The organism is Paenibacillus sp. LjRoot56, assembly GCF_964253335.1.
GTDB classification, from domain to species: domain Bacteria; phylum Bacillota; class Bacilli; order Paenibacillales; family NBRC-103111; genus Paenibacillus_E; species Paenibacillus_E allorhizoplanae.
In genome coordinates this window covers 937160-956269 of record NZ_CAXURV020000002.1, presented here as the reverse complement: position 1 = coordinate 956269, position 19110 = coordinate 937160, and the positions used below count along the sequence as shown (strand labels likewise).

The 19110-nt window shown below is 45.5% G+C and carries 16 protein-coding genes and 1 other annotated feature; of the genes, 4 read left to right on the top strand and 12 right to left on the bottom strand.

Features of this window, described 5'->3' with window-relative positions; genetic code table 11:
• Positions 1 to 29: 29 nt before the first annotated feature.
• From lepA to gpr, 4 genes are all read right to left on the bottom strand, one after another.
• Positions 30 to 1844 (bottom strand): translation elongation factor 4, encoded by a 1815-nt coding sequence (gene lepA / locus ACSQ8O_RS16625; protein WP_056609796.1) that lies wholly within the window; start codon positions 1842 to 1844, stop codon positions 30 to 32.
• Positions 1845 to 1917: 73 nt separating this feature from the next.
• Positions 1918 to 2310, bottom strand: coding sequence for a hypothetical protein (locus ACSQ8O_RS16620; RefSeq protein ID WP_436242601.1), 393 nt, complete (start codon positions 2308 to 2310; stop codon positions 1918 to 1920).
• 27 nt (positions 2311 to 2337) lie between these two features.
• Entirely contained in the window at positions 2338 to 3567 is a 1230-nt protein-coding gene (gene spoIIP, locus ACSQ8O_RS16615) for a stage II sporulation protein P (RefSeq protein ID WP_436242600.1), read from the bottom strand.
• 179 nt (positions 3568 to 3746) lie between these two features.
• A complete protein-coding gene (gpr, locus tag ACSQ8O_RS16610; protein WP_056609801.1) occupies positions 3747 to 4745 on the bottom strand; it encodes a GPR endopeptidase in 999 nt (332 codons plus the stop codon).
• A gap of 195 nt (positions 4746 to 4940) precedes the next feature.
• Here gpr and rpsT point away from each other — a divergent pair, with 195 nt between their 5' ends.
• Positions 4941 to 5192, top strand: coding sequence for a 30S ribosomal protein S20 (gene rpsT, locus ACSQ8O_RS16605; RefSeq protein ID WP_056609803.1), 252 nt, complete (start codon positions 4941 to 4943; stop codon positions 5190 to 5192).
• 65 nt (positions 5193 to 5257) lie between these two features.
• On the opposite strand, the gene holA is transcribed toward rpsT, so the two are convergent.
• The 4 genes from holA to ACSQ8O_RS16585 all read right to left on the bottom strand — a co-directional run bounded on the left by holA (position 5258) and on the right by ACSQ8O_RS16585 (position 11097).
• On the bottom strand, positions 5258 to 6277 hold the full coding sequence (holA, locus tag ACSQ8O_RS16600; RefSeq protein WP_056610145.1) for a DNA polymerase III subunit delta: 1020 nt from the start codon (positions 6275 to 6277) through the stop codon (positions 5258 to 5260).
• Between the two features lie 207 nt (positions 6278 to 6484).
• Positions 6485 to 7717 (bottom strand): zf-HC2 domain-containing protein, encoded by a 1233-nt coding sequence (locus ACSQ8O_RS16595; protein ID WP_436242599.1) that lies wholly within the window; start codon positions 7715 to 7717, stop codon positions 6485 to 6487.
• The gene (locus ACSQ8O_RS16590; protein ID WP_436242598.1) at positions 7714 to 8283 is read right to left on the bottom strand and encodes an RNA polymerase sigma factor; all 570 of its coding nucleotides are present in this window, start codon (positions 8281 to 8283) and stop codon (positions 7714 to 7716) included. The genes ACSQ8O_RS16595 and ACSQ8O_RS16590 overlap by 4 nt, the downstream gene beginning before the upstream one ends.
• A 243-nt stretch (positions 8284 to 8526) precedes the next feature.
• On the bottom strand, positions 8527 to 11097 hold the full coding sequence (locus ACSQ8O_RS16585) for a DNA internalization-related competence protein ComEC/Rec2 (RefSeq protein WP_436242597.1): 2571 nt from the start codon (positions 11095 to 11097) through the stop codon (positions 8527 to 8529).
• A gap of 212 nt (positions 11098 to 11309) precedes the next feature.
• On the opposite strand from ACSQ8O_RS16585, the gene ACSQ8O_RS16580 reads away from it, so the two are divergent.
• Both ACSQ8O_RS16580 and ACSQ8O_RS16575 read left to right on the top strand, forming a co-directional pair.
• Positions 11310 to 11768 carry a MarR family winged helix-turn-helix transcriptional regulator gene (locus ACSQ8O_RS16580; RefSeq protein WP_436242596.1) on the top strand — a complete coding sequence of 153 codons (459 nt, stop codon included), beginning with the start codon at positions 11310 to 11312 and terminating at the stop codon, positions 11766 to 11768.
• 15 nt (positions 11769 to 11783) lie between these two features.
• Positions 11784 to 13055, top strand: coding sequence for an MFS transporter (locus ACSQ8O_RS16575; RefSeq protein ID WP_436242595.1), 1272 nt, complete (start codon positions 11784 to 11786; stop codon positions 13053 to 13055).
• A 162-nt stretch (positions 13056 to 13217) separates the two neighbouring features.
• Here the strand turns inward: ACSQ8O_RS16575 and ACSQ8O_RS16570 are convergent, their stop codons facing one another.
• Positions 13218 to 13730 (bottom strand): deoxycytidylate deaminase, encoded by a 513-nt coding sequence (locus ACSQ8O_RS16570; protein WP_436242594.1) that lies wholly within the window; start codon positions 13728 to 13730, stop codon positions 13218 to 13220.
• Positions 13731 to 13833: 103 nt separating this feature from the next.
• Positions 13834 to 14436, bottom strand: a complete 603-nt coding sequence (locus ACSQ8O_RS16565; RefSeq protein WP_436242593.1) for a ComEA family DNA-binding protein — start codon at positions 14434 to 14436, stop codon at positions 13834 to 13836.
• A 193-nt stretch (positions 14437 to 14629) separates the two neighbouring features.
• On the opposite strand from ACSQ8O_RS16565, the gene comER reads away from it, so the two are divergent.
• Entirely contained in the window at positions 14630 to 15463 is an 834-nt protein-coding gene (gene comER, locus ACSQ8O_RS16560; protein WP_436242592.1) for a late competence protein ComER, read from the top strand.
• Positions 15464 to 15491: 28 nt separating this feature from the next.
• On the opposite strand, the gene leuS is transcribed toward comER, so the two are convergent.
• Together leuS and ACSQ8O_RS16550 are read right to left on the bottom strand one after the other, a co-directional pair.
• Positions 15492 to 17951 carry a leucine--tRNA ligase gene (leuS, locus tag ACSQ8O_RS16555; RefSeq protein ID WP_436242591.1) on the bottom strand — a complete coding sequence of 820 codons (2460 nt, stop codon included), beginning with the start codon at positions 17949 to 17951 and terminating at the stop codon, positions 15492 to 15494.
• Positions 17952 to 18032: 81 nt separating this feature from the next.
• Positions 18033 to 18276, bottom strand: a binding site (T-box leader).
• A 72-nt stretch (positions 18277 to 18348) separates the two neighbouring features.
• Complete coding sequence (locus ACSQ8O_RS16550; protein ID WP_436242590.1) at positions 18349 to 19110, bottom strand: class I SAM-dependent DNA methyltransferase; 762 nt, start codon at positions 19108 to 19110, stop codon at positions 18349 to 18351.

Genomic DNA, 19110 nt, shown 5'->3' with positions numbered 1-19110 from the left:
CTGCCACCCCAGCTTTGAGTTCCATGCATCTATTCGTCGATTTTCAAAACAGCCATGAACGCTTCTTGCGGCACTTCTACACTACCGACCTGCTTCATGCGTTTTTTACCTTCTTTTTGCTTATCTAACAATTTACGCTTACGGGAAATGTCACCACCGTAACACTTCGCAAGTACGTTCTTACGCATCGCTTTAACGGTCTCACGCGCCACGATTTTCTGTCCAATTGCCGCTTGAATCGGCACCTCAAACATTTGCCGCGGGATAAGCTCCTTGAGCTTGTCACAAATGATTTTGCCACGATGATAAGCTGTATCTCTGTGAACGATGAAGGAAAGTGCATCCACTTGCTCAGAATTAAGCAAGATGTCCATTTTCACGAGATTGGATTTCTTGTAGCCACTAACTTCATAGTCGAAAGAAGCATAGCCCTTCGTCCGCGACTTCAGCATATCGAAGAAATCGTAGACAATCTCAGAAAGCGGGATCTCGTAAGTCAATGTAACACGATTCGTATCTAAGTATTCCATATTCATATATTCACCGCGTTTACCTTGGCAAAGCTCCATAATGGTACCCACATAATCATTAGGCACGATGACAGAAGCTTTCACGTAAGGCTCCTCAACGAAATCAATTCGTTGTGGATCCGGATAGTTCGATGGATTGTCAATTTCCATGACATCACCATTCGTTAACGTAATCCGGTAAATAACGCTCGGTGCCGTTGTAATCAATGGGATGTTGAACTCACGTTCGATCCGCTCCTGAATGATTTCCATATGCAAGAGTCCTAAGAATCCGCAACGGAAACCGAAGCCTAATGCTGTTGAGGTTTCAGGCTCGAAACGCAAGGAAGCATCATTTAGTTCAAGTTTTTGCAGCGCTTCACGCAAATCGTTGTAATCGGTCGTTTCGATTGGATACAATCCACAGAAAACCATTGGGTTAATGCGACGGTAACCTGGCAGCGCTTCAGGTGAAGGGCGATCTGCTTCCGTTACCGTGTCACCGACACGGGTGTCTCCAACATTTTTAATACCGGCAACGATAAAACCAACATCTCCGACCTCTAGGGAAGGAACCGATGACATTCTAGGTTTGAACGCACCTACTTCAATAACTTCAAATACTTTGCCTGTTGCCATCATTTTGATTTTGGAGCCTGCTTTGATCGCGCCGTCTACAACACGCACGTATACGATAACACCTTTGTAGCTGTCATAGTGGGAGTCGAAAATCAATGCCTTCAGTGGTGCGTCAGGATTACCTTGTGGTGCCGGTACCTTTAAGCAAATTTGCTCAATGATTTCTTTAATACCGATCCCCGCTTTAGCTGATGCATGTACAGCATCGCTTGCGTCAAGCCCGATCACGTCTTCGATCTCTTGCTTTACTTTATCAGGGTCCGCACTTGGTAAATCAATTTTATTGATAACTGGTAAAATTTCTAAATTATTTTCCAATGCGAGATATACGTTTGCTAATGTTTGAGCTTCAATCCCTTGAGCCGCATCAACAACCAGCAATGCGCCTTCACAAGCCGCTAGGCTTCGTGAAACCTCATAAGTAAAGTCTACGTGTCCTGGTGTATCAATCAAGTTAAGGATGTAATCGACACCATCGTCAGCGCGGTAACCTAATCTCACCGCTTGAAGTTTAATCGTAATTCCACGTTCACGCTCCAGATCCATCTGGTCGAGAACTTGCTCTTGCATCTCTCGTGAAGACAATGCACCTGTATATTCCAGAATACGATCAGCTAGTGTTGATTTACCGTGATCGATATGAGCGATAATTGAAAAGTTGCGAATTCTTTGTTGTCTTTCTCGAATGTCCGTCATGCTAAAGACTAACCCCCACTACATGCAAATAATTTTCATTATAGCAGTTGTGGGAAGTCGGAGCAATGCACACCTAGCCTTTGCCTAAAACAGCATCAAACAAAGAAATAAACAATTTAATGCCATGGTGCGCCGTTATCTGTAAAAGTTCGCCTAATTTATTCCCTACACGATTCAATGAATTATCATGAATGGCAACAGGTTCAGCTTGTGGCTCTGTCGTCTGTTTCCCTTTTACAACCGTGTCTTTACTAGCTGGTGTATGCGTAGGCGATGCTTGGGCAACCGTCGTTACTACTTTTCCCGGTGCCTTCGTTGGCGCAACTTGTTGGGCTGCTTTGGAGGAAGGCTGAGGACCTTCTATGCGTTCCATGCCGCTGGAAGCTAGACTGACGCCGAACAAGATACAAAACAACAGCAAGAGTCCAAACAAGCCAACCTTGATATAAAAGTGCCTCAGCCTCATTTTATCCCTCCTCCAATGTTAACTCGCTTACGAGTTTTTAGGTGTAGTCACGGGTGCATCCACTTTTTTCGCGTTCAAAATTACTTCAGATATCGCTTCAGCCAGCCAATCTGTCGTCCGATAGCACTCCTCGAGGGTATTGTAAGGCCCTCCCACCTCGATCAAAATACTATTCGGCGATATGTTCTGGTTGTATAACCCGTTGCCCTCACTGGCTTCTTTCGCATGAATCCCCTTCGAGACCCCTGGGTGCTTCTCTTCCAGCACTTGATGAATTTTTCTTGCAAATTCTTCGTTCTTTTTCCAGTTTGGGTTTTTTCCGCCGATTATAAAATAGACTTGTGCGACATCTTTGCCTTCGATCGTTGCTGTTGTTTTGCTGCGCGCTGCTGAATCGCGATGAATATCGAAGAAGTACTGTAAATCCTTATGCGAAGCCATCGCTTCCTGAAGCGTTTTGGCTGAATACTTGTAGGAATACGGATATTCAAACCCTTTGACAGTACTCGGATAAACAGTTGAAGAATGCACAGCACCAATGCCATCTCTCTCTAAATTCTGAGCTAACCGTTGCCCCACGGAGATGATATTCACTTTATCACTGTAGGCTTTATCTGGATCGGTTACACCTTTCAGCTCTGGTAGAAAGGACTCATTACTATGTGTTTGATAGATAAATGCGATATTATCACCAGCTGTTTTCGGTGGCTGTGCAACTGCATTTGGTGAAGGGGATGAAGAGCTAATCGGTGTTGGCTCAACGGATGGCGTTGGCTGTGGAAATCTAGCTTCCGCTTCCAAATCACTGGATATGGGATTTAGATCATAGGGGGCACTTGGATTCGTTTCGCTCCCTCTTACTAATACCGTCGACTTATTCAACTCCATGCCAGGCACTTCACTTGCGACTAAACTCTTTGGATCACTCGGATTAATATCCGTCATCATCTGAAAAGCGAAGTGAAACACGTTGTGTTGGGAGAAAGTGAATTTTTTCTGATCCTTATTTAAATGAGGGACTTCCATACCCAACATATCGATAAAAAATTGATTCGTGACAGAGGCGGCGAGACCTTTCATGGATGAAACAGGCGATGTAGACATTAATCTGCTTTGTAGGACGCCACCCAGACCAATTAGTACGAATAGAGCTAAGGTCGAGGTGCTAAGAACCATAAACGTTTTCCCGACGGAACTGGCGCTCTGAAAGGTTTTGCGAACTTGGCTGAAATTCCATGTGGCTGATGTCCATTTCATAGTTTGATTCCTCCTAAACTATCTTAATTCAATCTATGAAACGAGCCCGAACGATAGAACTAGTTTTCGCTAGATTTTTTTGATAGATAGGATGAAAGGTTCTCTACCTGATTTTGATAGGAAGCTCCAACGCCAAAAAGAACTGCCCCCACGTATGTAGGCTCAGTTCTCTCGTTACATTAATGCGTGTACGCAGCTACGTTATCGACATCTACAGCGTCATGTAAAGCCGCGTTTAAGCCGCTGGCAATAATATTGGCTATATCCTCAATAAATTGGTCAATCTCCTTCGGAGTAACGAGTAGGTCGTGTCCTACGGGGTTTAGCACCTCTTTGACCAGTTGCAGCCGCTCGTCTTCGTTGATATTGTCCAGAAGTCCGAAAATCTGCCCCGTATTGCTCGTTTGACCGCTGAAATGCTTCTGCATGAGATCAAAAGCATTGTTCACAATCGTTGAGGCATACACAACGGTAGGTACCCCAATTGCAATAACTGGAATGCCCAGTTGCTCCTTCGTCAAGCCTTTGCGCTTATTGCCAATTCCTGAACCTGGATGGATGCCGGTGTCTGCGATCTGAATGGTCGTATTGACACGATCCAAGGATCTAGATGCCAGCGCATCTATAGCGATGATGAAATCAGGCTTTGATTTATCCACAATTCCTTGCACGATGTCGCTGCTTTCTATCCCCGTTGTGCCGAGTACCCCTGGGGCTACAGCACTTACAGCTCGATAACCCGGACTCACATCTTCAGGTACAAGTTCAAAGTAATGACGCGTCACCATAATATTCTCAACGACGAGTGGCCCCAAGGCATCGGGAGTCACATTTCCATTACCCAGTCCAATAATCAGGGCTTTCGCATTTTTCGGAATACCGACTTGTCGTAAAAACTGCTCAAACTCCTGAGCGAGCTTCGTCGCCACGCGATCTTGAAGCTGACTGTCTTTCTCCCGGAGTGCGGGTACCTCAATCGTTATATAATGACCCAGAAGCTTACCTAGCGCTTTGGAGCCTTCTTCGTTCAGGACGTTTATTTTGGTTACGCGGATCCCGTTTTCCCGTGTGAACTCCTGTTCAATACCAGGAATCGGTTGCCCCTGATTGGCTGCATGGGCCATATCCCTTGCATCGAGTGCAAGATCGGTCTGTGTGTTAAATATGCCTAAGTCCATTGGAGGTCCCCTTTCATACTTGCGCTGTGTTGCTTATTGTGTGACAGATGCCGCGGCGTTATGCAGAGATAAAGACCACTGAAAACCTATTGACAGCTCTTGCAATTTGAAATATTGCGTGGTAGAATACTTAAAGTTGTCAGCAAACATACAAATGTAACGTTGAACGTGTTTTGTAAGTAGGAGGTGAATTTCATGCCAAACATTAAATCCGCTATTAAACGAGTAAAAGTTAGCGAAAAGCGTCGTCTTCGCAACGCTTCCCACAAGTCCGCTTTGCGTACTGCTGTGAAAGCTTTCGAAACAGCTTTGACCCCTGAAGCTTTAGTTTCTGCTTCTAAGAAATTAGACAAAGCTGCTTCTAAAGGTTTAATTCATAAAAATGCCGCTAACCGCAAGAAGTCCCGTCTAGCTAAAAAGCTAAACGCTCTTTCGGCTCAAGCGTAATTCACGGACATAAAAGCAAAAGACTAATTCTCCTAGGAGAATTAGTCTTTTTTCCATTGTTCTTCCTAGGCAGCCAGCCTAAGAAGAAATAATTCCAACCCTAACACTTTATCAATTTTCCCCGTTTTCATCTGCAAATCAAGATCAGCAAGCTCACCCATAATTCGGCTCAGCTTCTGCCCATCGTATTTTCGTGCCTGCCCTTCGGCAACTTTAACCGCAAAAGGATGCAAGCCAATTTGTGAAGCCATCTGTTGCTGTGAATAGCCCTGCTTGCCAAGCTCCTTCACCTGCAACATGATCCGGAATTGTCTGGCGATAAGCGACGCGATTTTGATCGGCTCCTCTCGCTGCTTCAGAAGCTCCTCTAAGATCACAAATGCCCGCTCCAACCGCACATTCACGATATCTTCAATAAGTATGAATACGTTCTGCTCCGTGCTCCGAGCGACCAATTGATCTATAACGTCAGGTGAAGCTACTCCCTCGGCACCGACATATAAGGAAATCTTCTCAAGTTCGGCCGATAACGATTGTAAATTGCCTCCAGTATACAAGATCAACTGGTCTGCCGCGCCACCTGAGAATGTAAAGCCAAGCGTATTGGCTTGTTTAGCAACCCAATCCGTCAATTCCTCTGCGCTCAAAGAAAGGAACGGCACAGCGGCCTCCATATCCTTTAAAGCCTTTACAATCTTCTTACGCTCGTCCAATTTATCGGCATCCACTGTGAATACCACAACCGTATGTTCCGCTGGTGATTTCAAATAGTCTGTTAAGCGATCCATATTGTGCTCTAGCTTCGTATTTTCCTTCGCTCCAGTGAAAAACATCGCATTTTTAGCAATAACCAGTTTCTTCGGCACCATAAAAGGTAACGTTTCTGCATCATCTAGCGCAGATGAAAGTGGCATTTCACTCAAATCAAATTTACTCACTGCAAATTCCCGGTCTTCTGGCCCCATTAATGAATCTGTTAAAATCTGAATAAATTCGCGCATTTTATATTTCTCAGGTCCGTAGCATAAATAAACGGGCGCTGGGCGGCCTGCTTGTATATCTTTTAATGCTCTTTTGGCATCCATGACTAGCATTCACCCCTCCTGTTTATTTTAACAACAACAAAGGGATTACGTCAAAGCCCGAAGACTTTGATGCAATCCCTTCGCCAGTCTATTTAAACACCGATTCAAGGCCCTAGAAACCTTAACTCGTGTGGATGAATGAACTGTTCCATGTTCCCTAAGATAGTTTACGCAATTTCAGCCAAATTGGTGCAACGAAATTTCTTTTTATTTATTGGCTTCTGTTTTCTCTTTGACATCGATAAGAATCGTTTGAAGCAATCCTTTACTAATAACCTCATAGAACAGCTTGTCATCCTTCGACCATTCCAACAACCTAATTTGATCTTCTGCTTGCCATACATGCTCGGAAGCAAATACAAGCTCAAGCGTGAGGGTGTTTCGAATGACAACGTGTCGTTTTTCAATCGTCGCCTCATAAGTACCCGTTGTAGACTTTAGCTTAGCCTCCCCTTGAGGAACGGTATAGGAGAGAATACCTTGACTCGCACTTATTCGGTCTGAACTCGAAGGATCAACGTTTGGTGTCGGTTGCGCTGTTTTCCTGACTGGTGACTCCGTCGACTTCGGCTCTAACGATGATTGCGGTACGCTTAAGCCAGCGGCAGGCGTAGCGGCCTCAGCATTGGAATCCATCTTATCCGACTTTAGAACAGATGCATCAGGATCTCTCAACCGCTCTGGAGCAGATGTAGATGGTGATACCTTGTTCGTCTGCATGTCACCGCCATTCGTTGGCGAAATATATGCACCTGGTTTTTCTAGCTGTGCCTTGGAAGTAGCCTGCGGCAAATTCCCACCGTTGCCAGTAGCAGTGTTTGCTGTGTCTGTCCCTTTTGCAAATGAATCGGCAGTAGGCGCAACTGGCGATCCTTCGTTTGTAGCAGCGGTTTCCTTGGTTTTAGCGATGTCATCGCTGCCTATTTGTTGATTCGTTTCTGAAGTTGCCGTTACACGCTTCTCCGCCGCAGCTTTGGAATCAGAGCTTGAACGAGACATAAAACCGTCCGCATTATCGATAATAGGCTTCTGCATATTAAATGCGAAAAATCCAATAATCAATCCCGCGGCAACAACGCCGCTTGCGATTTTCCACGAGAATTGTTCTTTAAATCGGCTCACCCCTGAGCGCTTAGGCATGTCTTCTACTGATTCTATCCTAGCAACCTTCGATGGGAAGACAACGACATTATCCGCCACTTCCATCGCATTTTGTTTATCCAATTCAAGCAGCTGTGGCATAATAGCATCAACCAAACTGAAAGGCGGCATAACTTTAGGAAGCTGGGACAATTCGTTCGACAATGCCTGCAGACGCTCAAACATCTGTGCACAGTCCAAACAATGCATAAGGTGAGCATGCAGCTCATTTTCTTCTTTTGGAGTTAAATCTCCATCTAGCTGTCTTTGCATGTACATCATCACCTCTTGACATTTCATCCCCGAACACCTCCTTTCTGATAATCTTGGAGTAACGACTGTAAGGTGTGTCTAGCTCGGAATAAGTAAGACTTCACCGTATTGAGTGGTAAATTAAGCGATTCTGCAATTTCATGATACGAAAAGTCCTGCAAATAACGTAGAACAACTACAGTGCGATGGTGTTCGGGAAGCTTTTCAATTGCCTCTCTAATATCCTGAGCTAGGTAGCCTGTCAATATTTCCTGTTCTACATCATTATCAGCTGTAAAAGTCATCTCATGTTCATCCATTGAAACCGTTGGCTTCGCTCTGCGAAATTTATCGATGCAGATATTCGTAACAATCCGCTGCACCCACGTTTTGAACAAGGCTTTTTCTTCATAGGAATTAATTTTGGTATAAATCCGAAGAAGAGCTTCCTGCGAAGCATCAAGCGCATCCTGTTCATTATTCAAAATATAAAAAGCCGTCCGATAAACGTGAGACTCAATCTCTCGCAATAGGGTAATGAGCGCATCACGGTCACCGGCTTGTGCTGATCTTACCAGTTCGGGTGCTATCACTGGGATCCCTCCCCCTTGCATTCTTACAGACGCGCTCGCATCTCATAAGGTTGCAATTTTTTTAGAATAAATATATTAATAACTTGCATCTATCAGAATAACAAATAATGAGCCACATAACATCTTTTAGACGTAAAAAATGAAAATTAGTTTCACAATAGTGGATTTTTACAACAGAAAAAGCCCTAGAAGAACATTCCAAAAGGAAATGCTGCTTCTAGGACTATACTTGCGGTGGGAGTGATCGTTTAAACCTTCCTCTTTCTATTTCCATAATTTCATTCGTGTGAAAATCCCTGAATTCCGCACCTCCATCTGTACTTCTCCCATTCGATCAGTCCGATAAATGGCTACGTTCTCATTGACCAAGCGATCTGTAATTTCTGGAGATGGATGGCCGTAGGTATTCATGGCACCCACTGAGATTACTGCCACAGCTGGTTTCCAGTAGGTCAACCACTCTGAAGTCGTTGAGGTTTTACTGCCATGGTGGGCAACTTTAAGAACATCGATTTTGTTATTGCTGCCGATTCGGGCGACAGAGTTGGAGGAACCTACTAAAGCAGGATGATCACGTAAATAATCCAGCACTGCCGCTTCGGATTCTTTCTCCATATCCCCTGTGAACAGCCAACGTGTTCCTTGCATTTCAAGCAAGAAGACAACAGATCTCGCATTCTGCTCTTTGACAACTTCAATCATTGTCGGATTCGTTTCAAGCGGATAAATCACCTGCAACTTTGTGACGGGATCGATGTCGATCCAATCATCTACTTGCGCAGGTAATAAGGGAACATCCTTTTGAACCAATGTAGAAAAAAAGGTCGTCATGGAGCTGCTTTCCTTAAATGTTCCGTTAAATAGGAATTGCTTCACTGGAATTTGTTCAATAACAGCCTGTAAACCGCCGCTATGATCAGCATCCTCATGTGTAAGCACGAGAAGATCTAGACTTTGTATCCCTCGTTTCTTGAGGAGAGGAACAAGCAGTTTACGCCCTACTTCATACGGATCCTTGCGGATTTTCCAGTCATCACCTGCCTTATGGAATGTGAGTGTCCCTCCTCCATCGATTAATAAATGCCGACCGTAAGGCGTTCGAATTAGAATGGCATCACCTTGTCCAACATCGACAAATTGCACAAGCCCTGTTCGTTGAAAACGATTCGGTGAATACCCCATCCATAACAGGATGAGAAATCCGCTTATTGCAAGAAGTAGACTGAGTTTAATTGGCATTCCCTGTGTGCTTTCCCTCGTACTAACCTCCAATATAATAGGTATCTCATCTTTCGAATGTAGGTAACTACGCTGCCAGAGTAGATAGATCATAACTAGGAATCCATAGTAAAAACAGATCCAAGGCATACTAGGAGATGGCCAGATCATAGTGAGATGAGGTATCTGCTGAAGTTGATCGGTTATCCAGAAAATAGCTTGATTCAGCCAAGTGATGAGTTGACCAATTCTTTGACCTAGAGGAATGTAAACTAGACCAAGCGCTAAGGCAACCAAGCCTGCTGGAAACACGATCATGCTAATTACAGGGACTAACACGGCATTCGCCAACCAAGATAATAAGGAAAATTGATTAAAATAGTAAATGGAAACCGGAAAAGAGACGGATTGGGAAACGAGTGTGATGGCGAGGGTGTTTCGGAGTGTAGGAGAAATTAAGTAAGGTGTGAGCAATATCGTTACTCGTTGCACACCGAGAATGAGTCCAAGTGTGACTAGGAAGGAAAGCTGGAAGCTTACATCCAGCAAAAAGTAAGGGTCCCATACCAGCATAGCCCACGCTGTTACGGCTAGTATGTGCAAAACCTCTTTCATACCTCCACGACGAGCTGCGTACAGGGCGATCATCGACATTAGCCCTGCCCTGATTATGGACGGCGATGCCCCAGTCACGAGGACGTAGAACGGGAGCAAGCCCATGCAGATGAGCAGATAGTTTTCTTTGGTGACTTTAAAACGGCGCAAGATCCAAATGCATACACCTAGAAACACGGCAATATTCAAGCCTGAGATTGCTAAAATATGTGTCAGTCCTAGCTGTGAAAATTGCTGGAAGCGGTCTGGGTCCAGATCGTCCGTAAGGCCGATCAACATACTTTTCATGAATCCCGCCTGCGACGCGGGGAAGATCACGTCCATGCGCCTGCTGAGCGCAGCGCGCAGCTCGTCGTTCCAGCGCAGCAGCTGGACGACGCTGAGGTGCGCTGCCGTAGGCTGCACCTGCGCCTGATCCACCCCTTTGGCTGAAAGCAGCCAATGGGTGTGGTGAAGGCGCAAATATCGGCGGTAGTCGAAGCCGCCGAAGTTGCGGGCCGGGGACGGGCTGCGCAGCGTTCCCGTTAACGTGATGGCGTCGCCGCGGCGCCAGCCCGACGCGATCGTCTGCTGCGCCTGCTCCATCAGGCGCAGCGAAACCTGCACGCTTTCCCCGCCGAGCGGGAAAGCGGTGTTGTCCTGGAAGCGGACGGACTCCGCTTCCAGGGTGAAGCTGGCCCTGTCACCGTCAATGGTGACAGGGCTGGCAAACCGGCCGAGCAGCGTGGCCTCGCTGCCGTCAGGGCTGATCTGCTGCTGCTGCGCCAGCGGCAGCGCGGTGATGTTGCGCTGGTCGGTTCCTTGATAATAGCCGTAGGCTATTACGACCAGCAGCAAGGCGCCCAGCGGCTGCCGACCAGGCAGACGCAGCGCGTAGAGGATGACAAGCGCGGCTAACAGCAGCGCGCTTGTCATCCATGTCAGCCACGGAAGCTCAGTATAGATCGCGAGGACATAGCCACTTATCCACAGATAGCATCCTTGAACAACTGGTCTTTTCATGGGAGATCTCTCCTTCATTTTCACTTTCTTACGATCCCAAACTAAAAAACCTCTTTCTAACGCAGCCACTATGGCTGCAATAGAAAGAGGTTCTTCCCCTTAACTACATGCCGTTCACATTTCTACATCCATCTTGTTTCATAAATACAATTGACAGGCGAAATCACTTGGTTTATATTCGTTGTACATACAAAATAAGAGGAGGGAAATATATGACTAACAAAAAAACTCAAGTAACAGAAACGGATAACAATGAAGCTTTTTTGCATCAATGCTTATACTTCACTACGAATCGGCTAAGTCGGGCCATTAGCCGAATGGCCGACGATGCATTTGCAACAACAGGGCTTGCACCTGCTTACGGTTATTTACTCAGACTGGTTGTTGCAAAACCTGGAATTCCACAGAAAGAACTTTCAGAAAAGCTCTATATTACGCCATCTACACTCACCAGATTTATCGATAAGCTAGAAAACAAACGACTCGTGGAGCGCCAAGTAAAGGGAAAAACTGTACTCGTCTTCCCCACGGACAAAGCAATTGAACTCGAACCAGCACTTCGTGCAGCATCGAAGGAACTTCTTCGTTCTTATAAGGCTATTCTTGGAGATGAAATCGCGACTCTATTGACGCAATCCTTGGAATCAGCCAGTGAGAAATTAGAAATATAAGATGAGGTGCAGATCATGAATCAAACAAAAAGCAAGTTTCATTACGGCTGGATTATTGTGTTGCTAACGTTCGTCACATTACTTGTGTCAGCAGGCATTCGCTCCATGCCAAGCGTCTTGATGATCCCTTTCCAAGAAGAATTCGGTTGGAGCCGCGCGGCTATATCAAGTGTGGCCTCTATCGGAATTTTGCTATATGGACTTGTTGGTCCGTTTTCTGCAGCACTTTTATTGCGTTTCGGTATCCGTAAGGTTGTATTGCTCGCACTGTCTGTTCTGGGTGCCAGCCTTGCCGTCACGCCGCTGATTAATTCCTTGTGGCAGTTCGATTTGCTGTGGGGAGTCGTTTCTGGACTTGCAAGTGGAATGATGGCCAACGTGCTTGGTATCACAGTCAGCAATCTATGGTTCGTCAAACGTAAGGGCCTCGTAGTTGGCATACTAACAGCAAGTGCAGCAACGGGTCAGTTACTGTTTCTCCCATTAATTGCAAAGGTGACTTCCGATTACGGCTGGCGGTATGCGATGTATGCAGCGGTAGCCGCTATCGTAGTTGTCTTTATTCTGGTAGTCATATGGATGAAGAATAATCCTTCAGATGTTGGTGCAGCGCCATACGGTACCACAGAGGTAGTAAAGCCAGAGCCTTTCAAGGGCAATGTATTCCTTACCCCCATCCAGAACCTCGTTATTGCAAGTAAAAATAAAACATTTTGGCTGCTCGCGGGCACCTTCTTCATTTGTGGATTCTCGACAAATGGTTTGATCGGCACACACCTCATTGCCGCTTGCGGAGATTTCGGGATGATGGAAGTCGCCGCTGCCGGACTTCTAGCCATGATGGGCGCTTTTGATTTATTCGGAACAACGATATCTGGCTGGTTAACTGACCGATTCGACAGCCGCTGGCTACTTTTCTGGTACTACGGTCTGCGCGGTTTATCCCTCATATTTTTACCGTATGCATTGGCTACTACTCCATACATGCTAGTCGTGTTCTCGGTATTTTATGGACTCGATTGGATCGCAACCGTACCGCCAACTGCTAAACTTGCAGGAGAAACATTCGGTAAAGAAAAATCTGGCATGATTTTCGGCTGGATTGTGGTGGCTCATCAGATCGGTGCCTCCTTTGCCGCGTATGGTGCCGGTATAATGCGTGACTGGCTTGGCAGCTACTCGCAAGCTTTCTTTATTGCTGGTCTTACCTGCTTCATTGCCGCTTTATTCGCTATTCGTATACAACGACAACTTAAAAAGCACAAAGAACAGGCCGTACTGTTGTAAAACCTTTATATGTAAGTCGCTCAAGCATAGGCACTGCCGTATAGCAGCTATGGGAGTTGTCAACACAATGACTAATTCCCTAGCTGTCGAATACGAATCAAACAAGCACATTTGCATGAACGCGTGCTTTCTAGGCTTCGTCAAAGCTGGCAGCGTGCTAAATTAATTCACTACCTCTGATACCGTACCTGCAGGCGGCTCATACGCGGTCATCTGACGGAACGAGATGCCTCTAGCTCCCATTAACTCGCTAACTTTTTCATGATCCTTCGGATACCCCCGATGAAACACGATCTCTGTCACCCCGCTGTTAGCTAACATATTCGCACAGGTCCAGCAAGGTTGATCCGTCACATAAACGGTAGAACCCTCACGATCTTCCCGATCGGTAAACAACAACAAATTCTGTTCAGCATGAATAGTGCGAATACAACGGTGCTTCCTTACGACTTCCTCTACATCAGCAACGAGCTTCAGCTCGATTTCTTCAACAAGCATACAACCTGCTTCCGTGCAATCTGCTACGCCCATCGGTGCGCCATTATAGGCTGTTCCGAGCAGCTTTTTCCCTTGAACGAGTACCGCTCCAACGTGTCTGCGGTTGCACCGTGAGCGTGTGGAGGCCATATAGGCAATATCGAGGAAATACGTATCCCAATCTTTTCGGATGCTCATGATGATTGACTCCCTCCTGATGACTAGATTTTCCATTACTATTTTCGAAGTTAAAACGATTTCTAGTATTTTCTCATATTTTGCTAGAAATGAAAAGACAGAGCTAGTCTGGCCCTACATATATCAACCCTTTCAGCTTATCAAACATTTTATCTCCGATCCCTTTCACGTCCTTGAGTTCTTCGACTCGCTTGAAACGTCCCTTTTTCATCCGGTACTCGAGAATAGTTCTGGCTTTACTTTCACCGATCCCAGGCAGTTTATCTAACTGCTCCAACGTAGCCGTGTTTAAATCTAAAAGTCCCTTTTTAGCTTCATTCGACGGAGGTGTAGGTATTGGAGGAGGTACAGGACTAGCAGCGGAGGTTGGATGAGTCTCTGAAGATGGAGGCGAAGTTTGCGTGCTTGCTCCCGTTGAACTTGAGGGTTTGGATATCACTTCTGAAGATGACGTTGATTCATTCGAACTCGCCTTTGGTGTTACTTTAGCTTTTTCATTACCGACGGGCACAGCTTTCCCTGTTGTCGCTTTTTTCTCATTCTCCCCTTGCACAAGCAATTCTTCCATCTGGGCATTGATCGGCATGAACGCTGTTTGAATGGTTGCCTGTCCTCCACGTAGAAATGGCCACACAACCCAAACAAAAAGCGAGACAGCACCAAGAATCAGCCCAATTTTCTTTATTTTATTTCCAAATAAATCCACATACTACCTTCTTTCTTAGCATATTTGCGTTTGGGCAACCATATACATGAAAAAGCGTCCTATTGACCACACGACTAGTCACAATACGGATGAGACGATGCTTGGACCTCTATCCTTGCCTTTCATGGCTGAGCGACCGCGATTATAGGTTGGTATTCGTATAAAGACTGATTTTATCGGGAGGGATCACTTGATGAAAGCTGGATTCATCGGTACTGGGAGTATGGGAAGTATACTGATTGAAGCATTCATTCATTCCGGGGCATTCAATCCCGAGCAAATTATTGCTAGCAATCGCACATCACGTAAAGTTGAACTACTTGCGGAGAACTATCCTGGCCTGCACGTGGCTGAAACGAATCGAGAAGTCGTGCGTGAAAGTGATTTGATTTTCTTATGTGTGAAACCATCTGAATTCATAAAGGTTATTGATGAAATCAAAGAGGACGTGCTTTCCTCTCAATTTATAATATCCATCACGAGTCCTATTCTGATTAAGCATTTAGAAGGTCTTTTACCAGCTAAAATTAGTAAAATCATACCGAGTATCACGAACTACGTTTTAAGTGGTGCAACGTTATGTATTCATGGAAATCGCATGCAGCCCGAAGATAAAGAATGGCTTGAAAATATTTTCACACATATCTCTACACCCATACGTGTATCTGAGAATTATACGAGAATTTCATCAGATTTATCTAGTTGTGGTCCTGCTTTTCTAGCTAGCTTTATTCAAGCATTCATTGATGCGGCTGTAGAGGAAACGGGTATTTCTGCAGAAGAAGCTACATTGCTGGCAAGTGAAATGACGTTAGGTACAGGAAAGTTACTTACAACTGGAGGCTTCAACCCTGTTAGCTTACAAAAGCGGGTATCTGTTCCTGGGGGCATTACGGCAGAGGGCTTGCGTATTTTGGAAAAGGAGCTTTGCGGAGTTTTTTCTCAAGTAATTAGTGCTACACATGCGAAATATGAAGAAGACATTGAGAAGGCTGAGCAGCTTTTCACCTTAAAGCAAAAACAGTAGCCTTCCCAATGCATTAGATCTTCATTTCTTAACCAACAACGATATTGACTAATTTACCCTTTACAACAATCAATTTGCGAACGGCCTTTCCGGCGGTCGCTTCTTTGACTTTGTCGAGTTCAAAAGCCATTTTCTCCATCGCTGCTTCATCTGTATCTTTGGAAATCATCACGCGATCAACAATTTTCCCATTGATCTGAACAACGATTTCAACTTCATTATCCACGGTCCATGCTTCATCATAAGCTGGCCATGCTTCGTACGTAATGGATTCTACGCCGCCTAATTTCTCCCAAAGCTCTTCTGCTAAGTGAGGTGCGATCGGGGAAAGCATCTGCACGAAGTTTTTCATCGCTTCCAGTGGCAGGCGCTCTGTTTTATAAGCTTCATTTACGAAAATCATCATTTGACTAATCGCTGTGTTGAAGCGAAGCGCATCGAAATCTTCTGTAATTTTTTTGATCGAACGGTGCCATGTACGTTTAAATGTATCGCTGCCTAGCGTCTCATCTGCGCTAATTTTGGAGTGAACTTGACCATTGTCATCAACGAACAGTCTCCACACGCGATTCAAGAAACGGTAGATTCCGTCTACACCCGTTGTATTCCACGGTTTAGTCGCTTCCAATGGTCCCATGAACATTTCATAAATACGAAGTGTATCTGCACCTTGATCGCTCACGATATCATCTGGATTCACAACATTGCCGCGTGATTTACTCATTTTCTCCATGTTCTCGCCAAGAATCATCCCTTGGTTAACAAGCTTATGGAATGGCTCTTTGGTATGCACAAAACCAAGATCATAAAGCACTTTATGCCAGAAACGTGCGTACAGCAAGTGAAGAACTGCGTGCTCCGCTCCACCAATGTATAGATCAACTGGCAACCATTGCTTTTGCAGCTCATCTGAACAGAAGGCTTGATCATTCTTTGGATCGATGAAACGCAGGTAATACCAGCAGCTTCCCGCCCATTGCGGCATCGTATTCGTCTCACGACGAGCTTTCATACCCGTTTCTGGGTCAATCGTATTCACCCATTCAGAAACGTTAGCAAGCGGTGACTCCCCAGTACCCGACGGTTTGATTTCATCCACTTGTGGAAGCAATAATGGCAGTTGATCCACAGGAACAGGTTTCATGGTGCCATCTTCAAGGTGAAGAATCGGAATCGGCTCACCCCAGTAGCGTTGACGGCTGAACAGCCAATCTCTCAAACGATACGTTACTTTGCCGCGGCCTTTGCTATTTTGCTCCAACCAAGCGATCATGTGGCTAATGCCTTGCTCAATGTTCAATCCATCGATTGGACCGGAATTCACATGCTTGCCGTCGCCTGCATAGGCTTCCTTCTCCACGTCTCCGCCTTGAACCACTTCGATAATTGGCAAATCAAATTGCTTCGCAAATTCCCAGTCACGTTGATCGTGACCTGGAACTGCCATGATCGCCCCAGTACCGTAACCGCCAAGGACATAATCAGCGATCCAGATCGGCACTTTCGTGTCATTAACCGGATTGATCGCATAAGCCCCTGTGAACACACCGGATTTGTCTTTCGCCAAATCTGTACGCTCCAAGTCGCTTTTACGTGAAGCTTTCTCTTGATATTCTTTGATCGCAGCTGATTGCGCTTCAGTTGTGATCTGCGCTACAAGCTCATGTTCCGGCGCTAATACACAATAAGTTGCACCGAAGAGTGTATCTGGACGGGTAGTGAAAACTGTTAAACTTTTCTCCGCATGACCTTCAATCGCGAATTGAACCTCAGCACCAGTCGATTTACCAATCCAGTTACGCTGCATATCTTTAATACTCTCAGACCAATCAAGCTCCTCAAGATCTTCAAGCAAACGCTCCGCATACTCCGTAATTCTCAAAATCCACTGACGCATCGGTTTCCGAATTACTGGATGGTTACCACGTTCACTTAAACCGTCAATGACTTCCTCATTCGCAAGTACCGTTCCAAGTGCCGGACACCAGTTAACAGGAACTTCATCAACATAAGCAAGTCCTTTATTATATAGTTGGATGAAAATCCATTGTGTCCATTTGTAATACTCCGGATCCGTTGTGCTGATCTCCCGATCCCAATCATAGGAGAAGCCAAGTGACTTAATTTGACGGCGGAACGTATCAATGTTTTTCTTCGTAAATTCGCGAGGATCATTCCCTGTGTCTAAGGCATATTGCTCAGCAGGAAGTCCGAACGCATCCCAGCCCATTGGGTGAAGGACATTAAAGCCTCTCATCCGTTTAAAACGGGAAACGATATCTGTCGCTGTGTAGCCTTCTGGATGACCTACGTGCAAGCCAGCTCCTGATGGGTATGGGAACATATCCAAGGCATAGAATTTCGGCTTATCCGAATTTTCCAACACCTTAAATGTTTTCTTCGCATCCCAGTAAGCCTGCCATTTGGGTTCAATCGCTTGTGGATTATAGCCCTGTTGTTCTTTCGTTTCTTTCAATTCCTGTGTCATGACCTTCCATGCCTCCTTAAGTTGCTCACTACTCATGTATGCAAATACGCACAAAAAAACCTCACATCGCTAGCGGATATCGCTAGGGACGAGAGGTATAATTCCCGTGGTACCACCCTAGTTAACACAAGGCGTTCTTCACCTGTGTTCACTCTGCCCCTTAACGCGGGTGAGACGATCCAGCTAGCGCATCTGATCCAGGATCAGGCGGTTCACCTTCTAGCTCCGAGGCGAGTTCTCAAGACTAACATCTGCCGGCTCACACCCTAACTCCGACTCTCTGAAAGATGCTGTACAAGGTACTATTCCTCATCTAAGCTTTCCATACAACTGATTAGCTTTGATTATATGTAAAATAATGCCGCACTGTCAAGCCGATGGCAAATTCCCGTCAGCATTATTTTTTCGCAATAAAGAAAGCGCGCTCTGTCTTCTCAGTTGGTTGCTCCCATGTAAAGTCAGCTGCTTGATGTACCTCACGAAAACCTACCTCGATCAGCATTTGTTCCAGCCACTGCAAGGGATATGCTCTTTGTTCATGCGTCTCATCAATGCGACGGAAGGTTTCCTGTTGGCCGATGTCCTTGACGAAGATCGTTAAATCATGTTCAATCTGAACACGTTCCTCATCTAATTCGCTTGTCCATATGTAAGCAACATCGTCTTCGTTTAGAAAAAAGGGCTGCGATTCTGCATATGCGAACAATTGCTGTGGCGGATGTACATCAAAGAGGAATAACCCACCAGGCTTAAGTCCCGCCCATGTTTGACGGAAAGCATCTACAATGTATTCTTCCTCTAGTAAATAGTTGAGGCTGTCACAAAACGAGATCGCGATATCCACTTCCTCGCCAAGTTCCCATTCGCGTATATCCTGCTGAATCCAACGAATGCCACCGCCGCGAAGCTGACTGGGTTGTTCGCTATACTTCTGCTCAGCGACAGCCAACATATCCTCGGACAGATCTATGCCAGTCACCTGAATACCTTCAGCAGCCAATGGAATCGACAAATTACCTGTTCCGCAACCTAAATCAACGAGCGTTGCAGGCTTTGCACCAAATCGCACGAAACTTTCCTTCACAAATCGAAGCCAGTCTTCATACGGCATGCTGTTCATCAAGCGATCGTACGTGTAGGCGAATTTTTCGTAACTCAT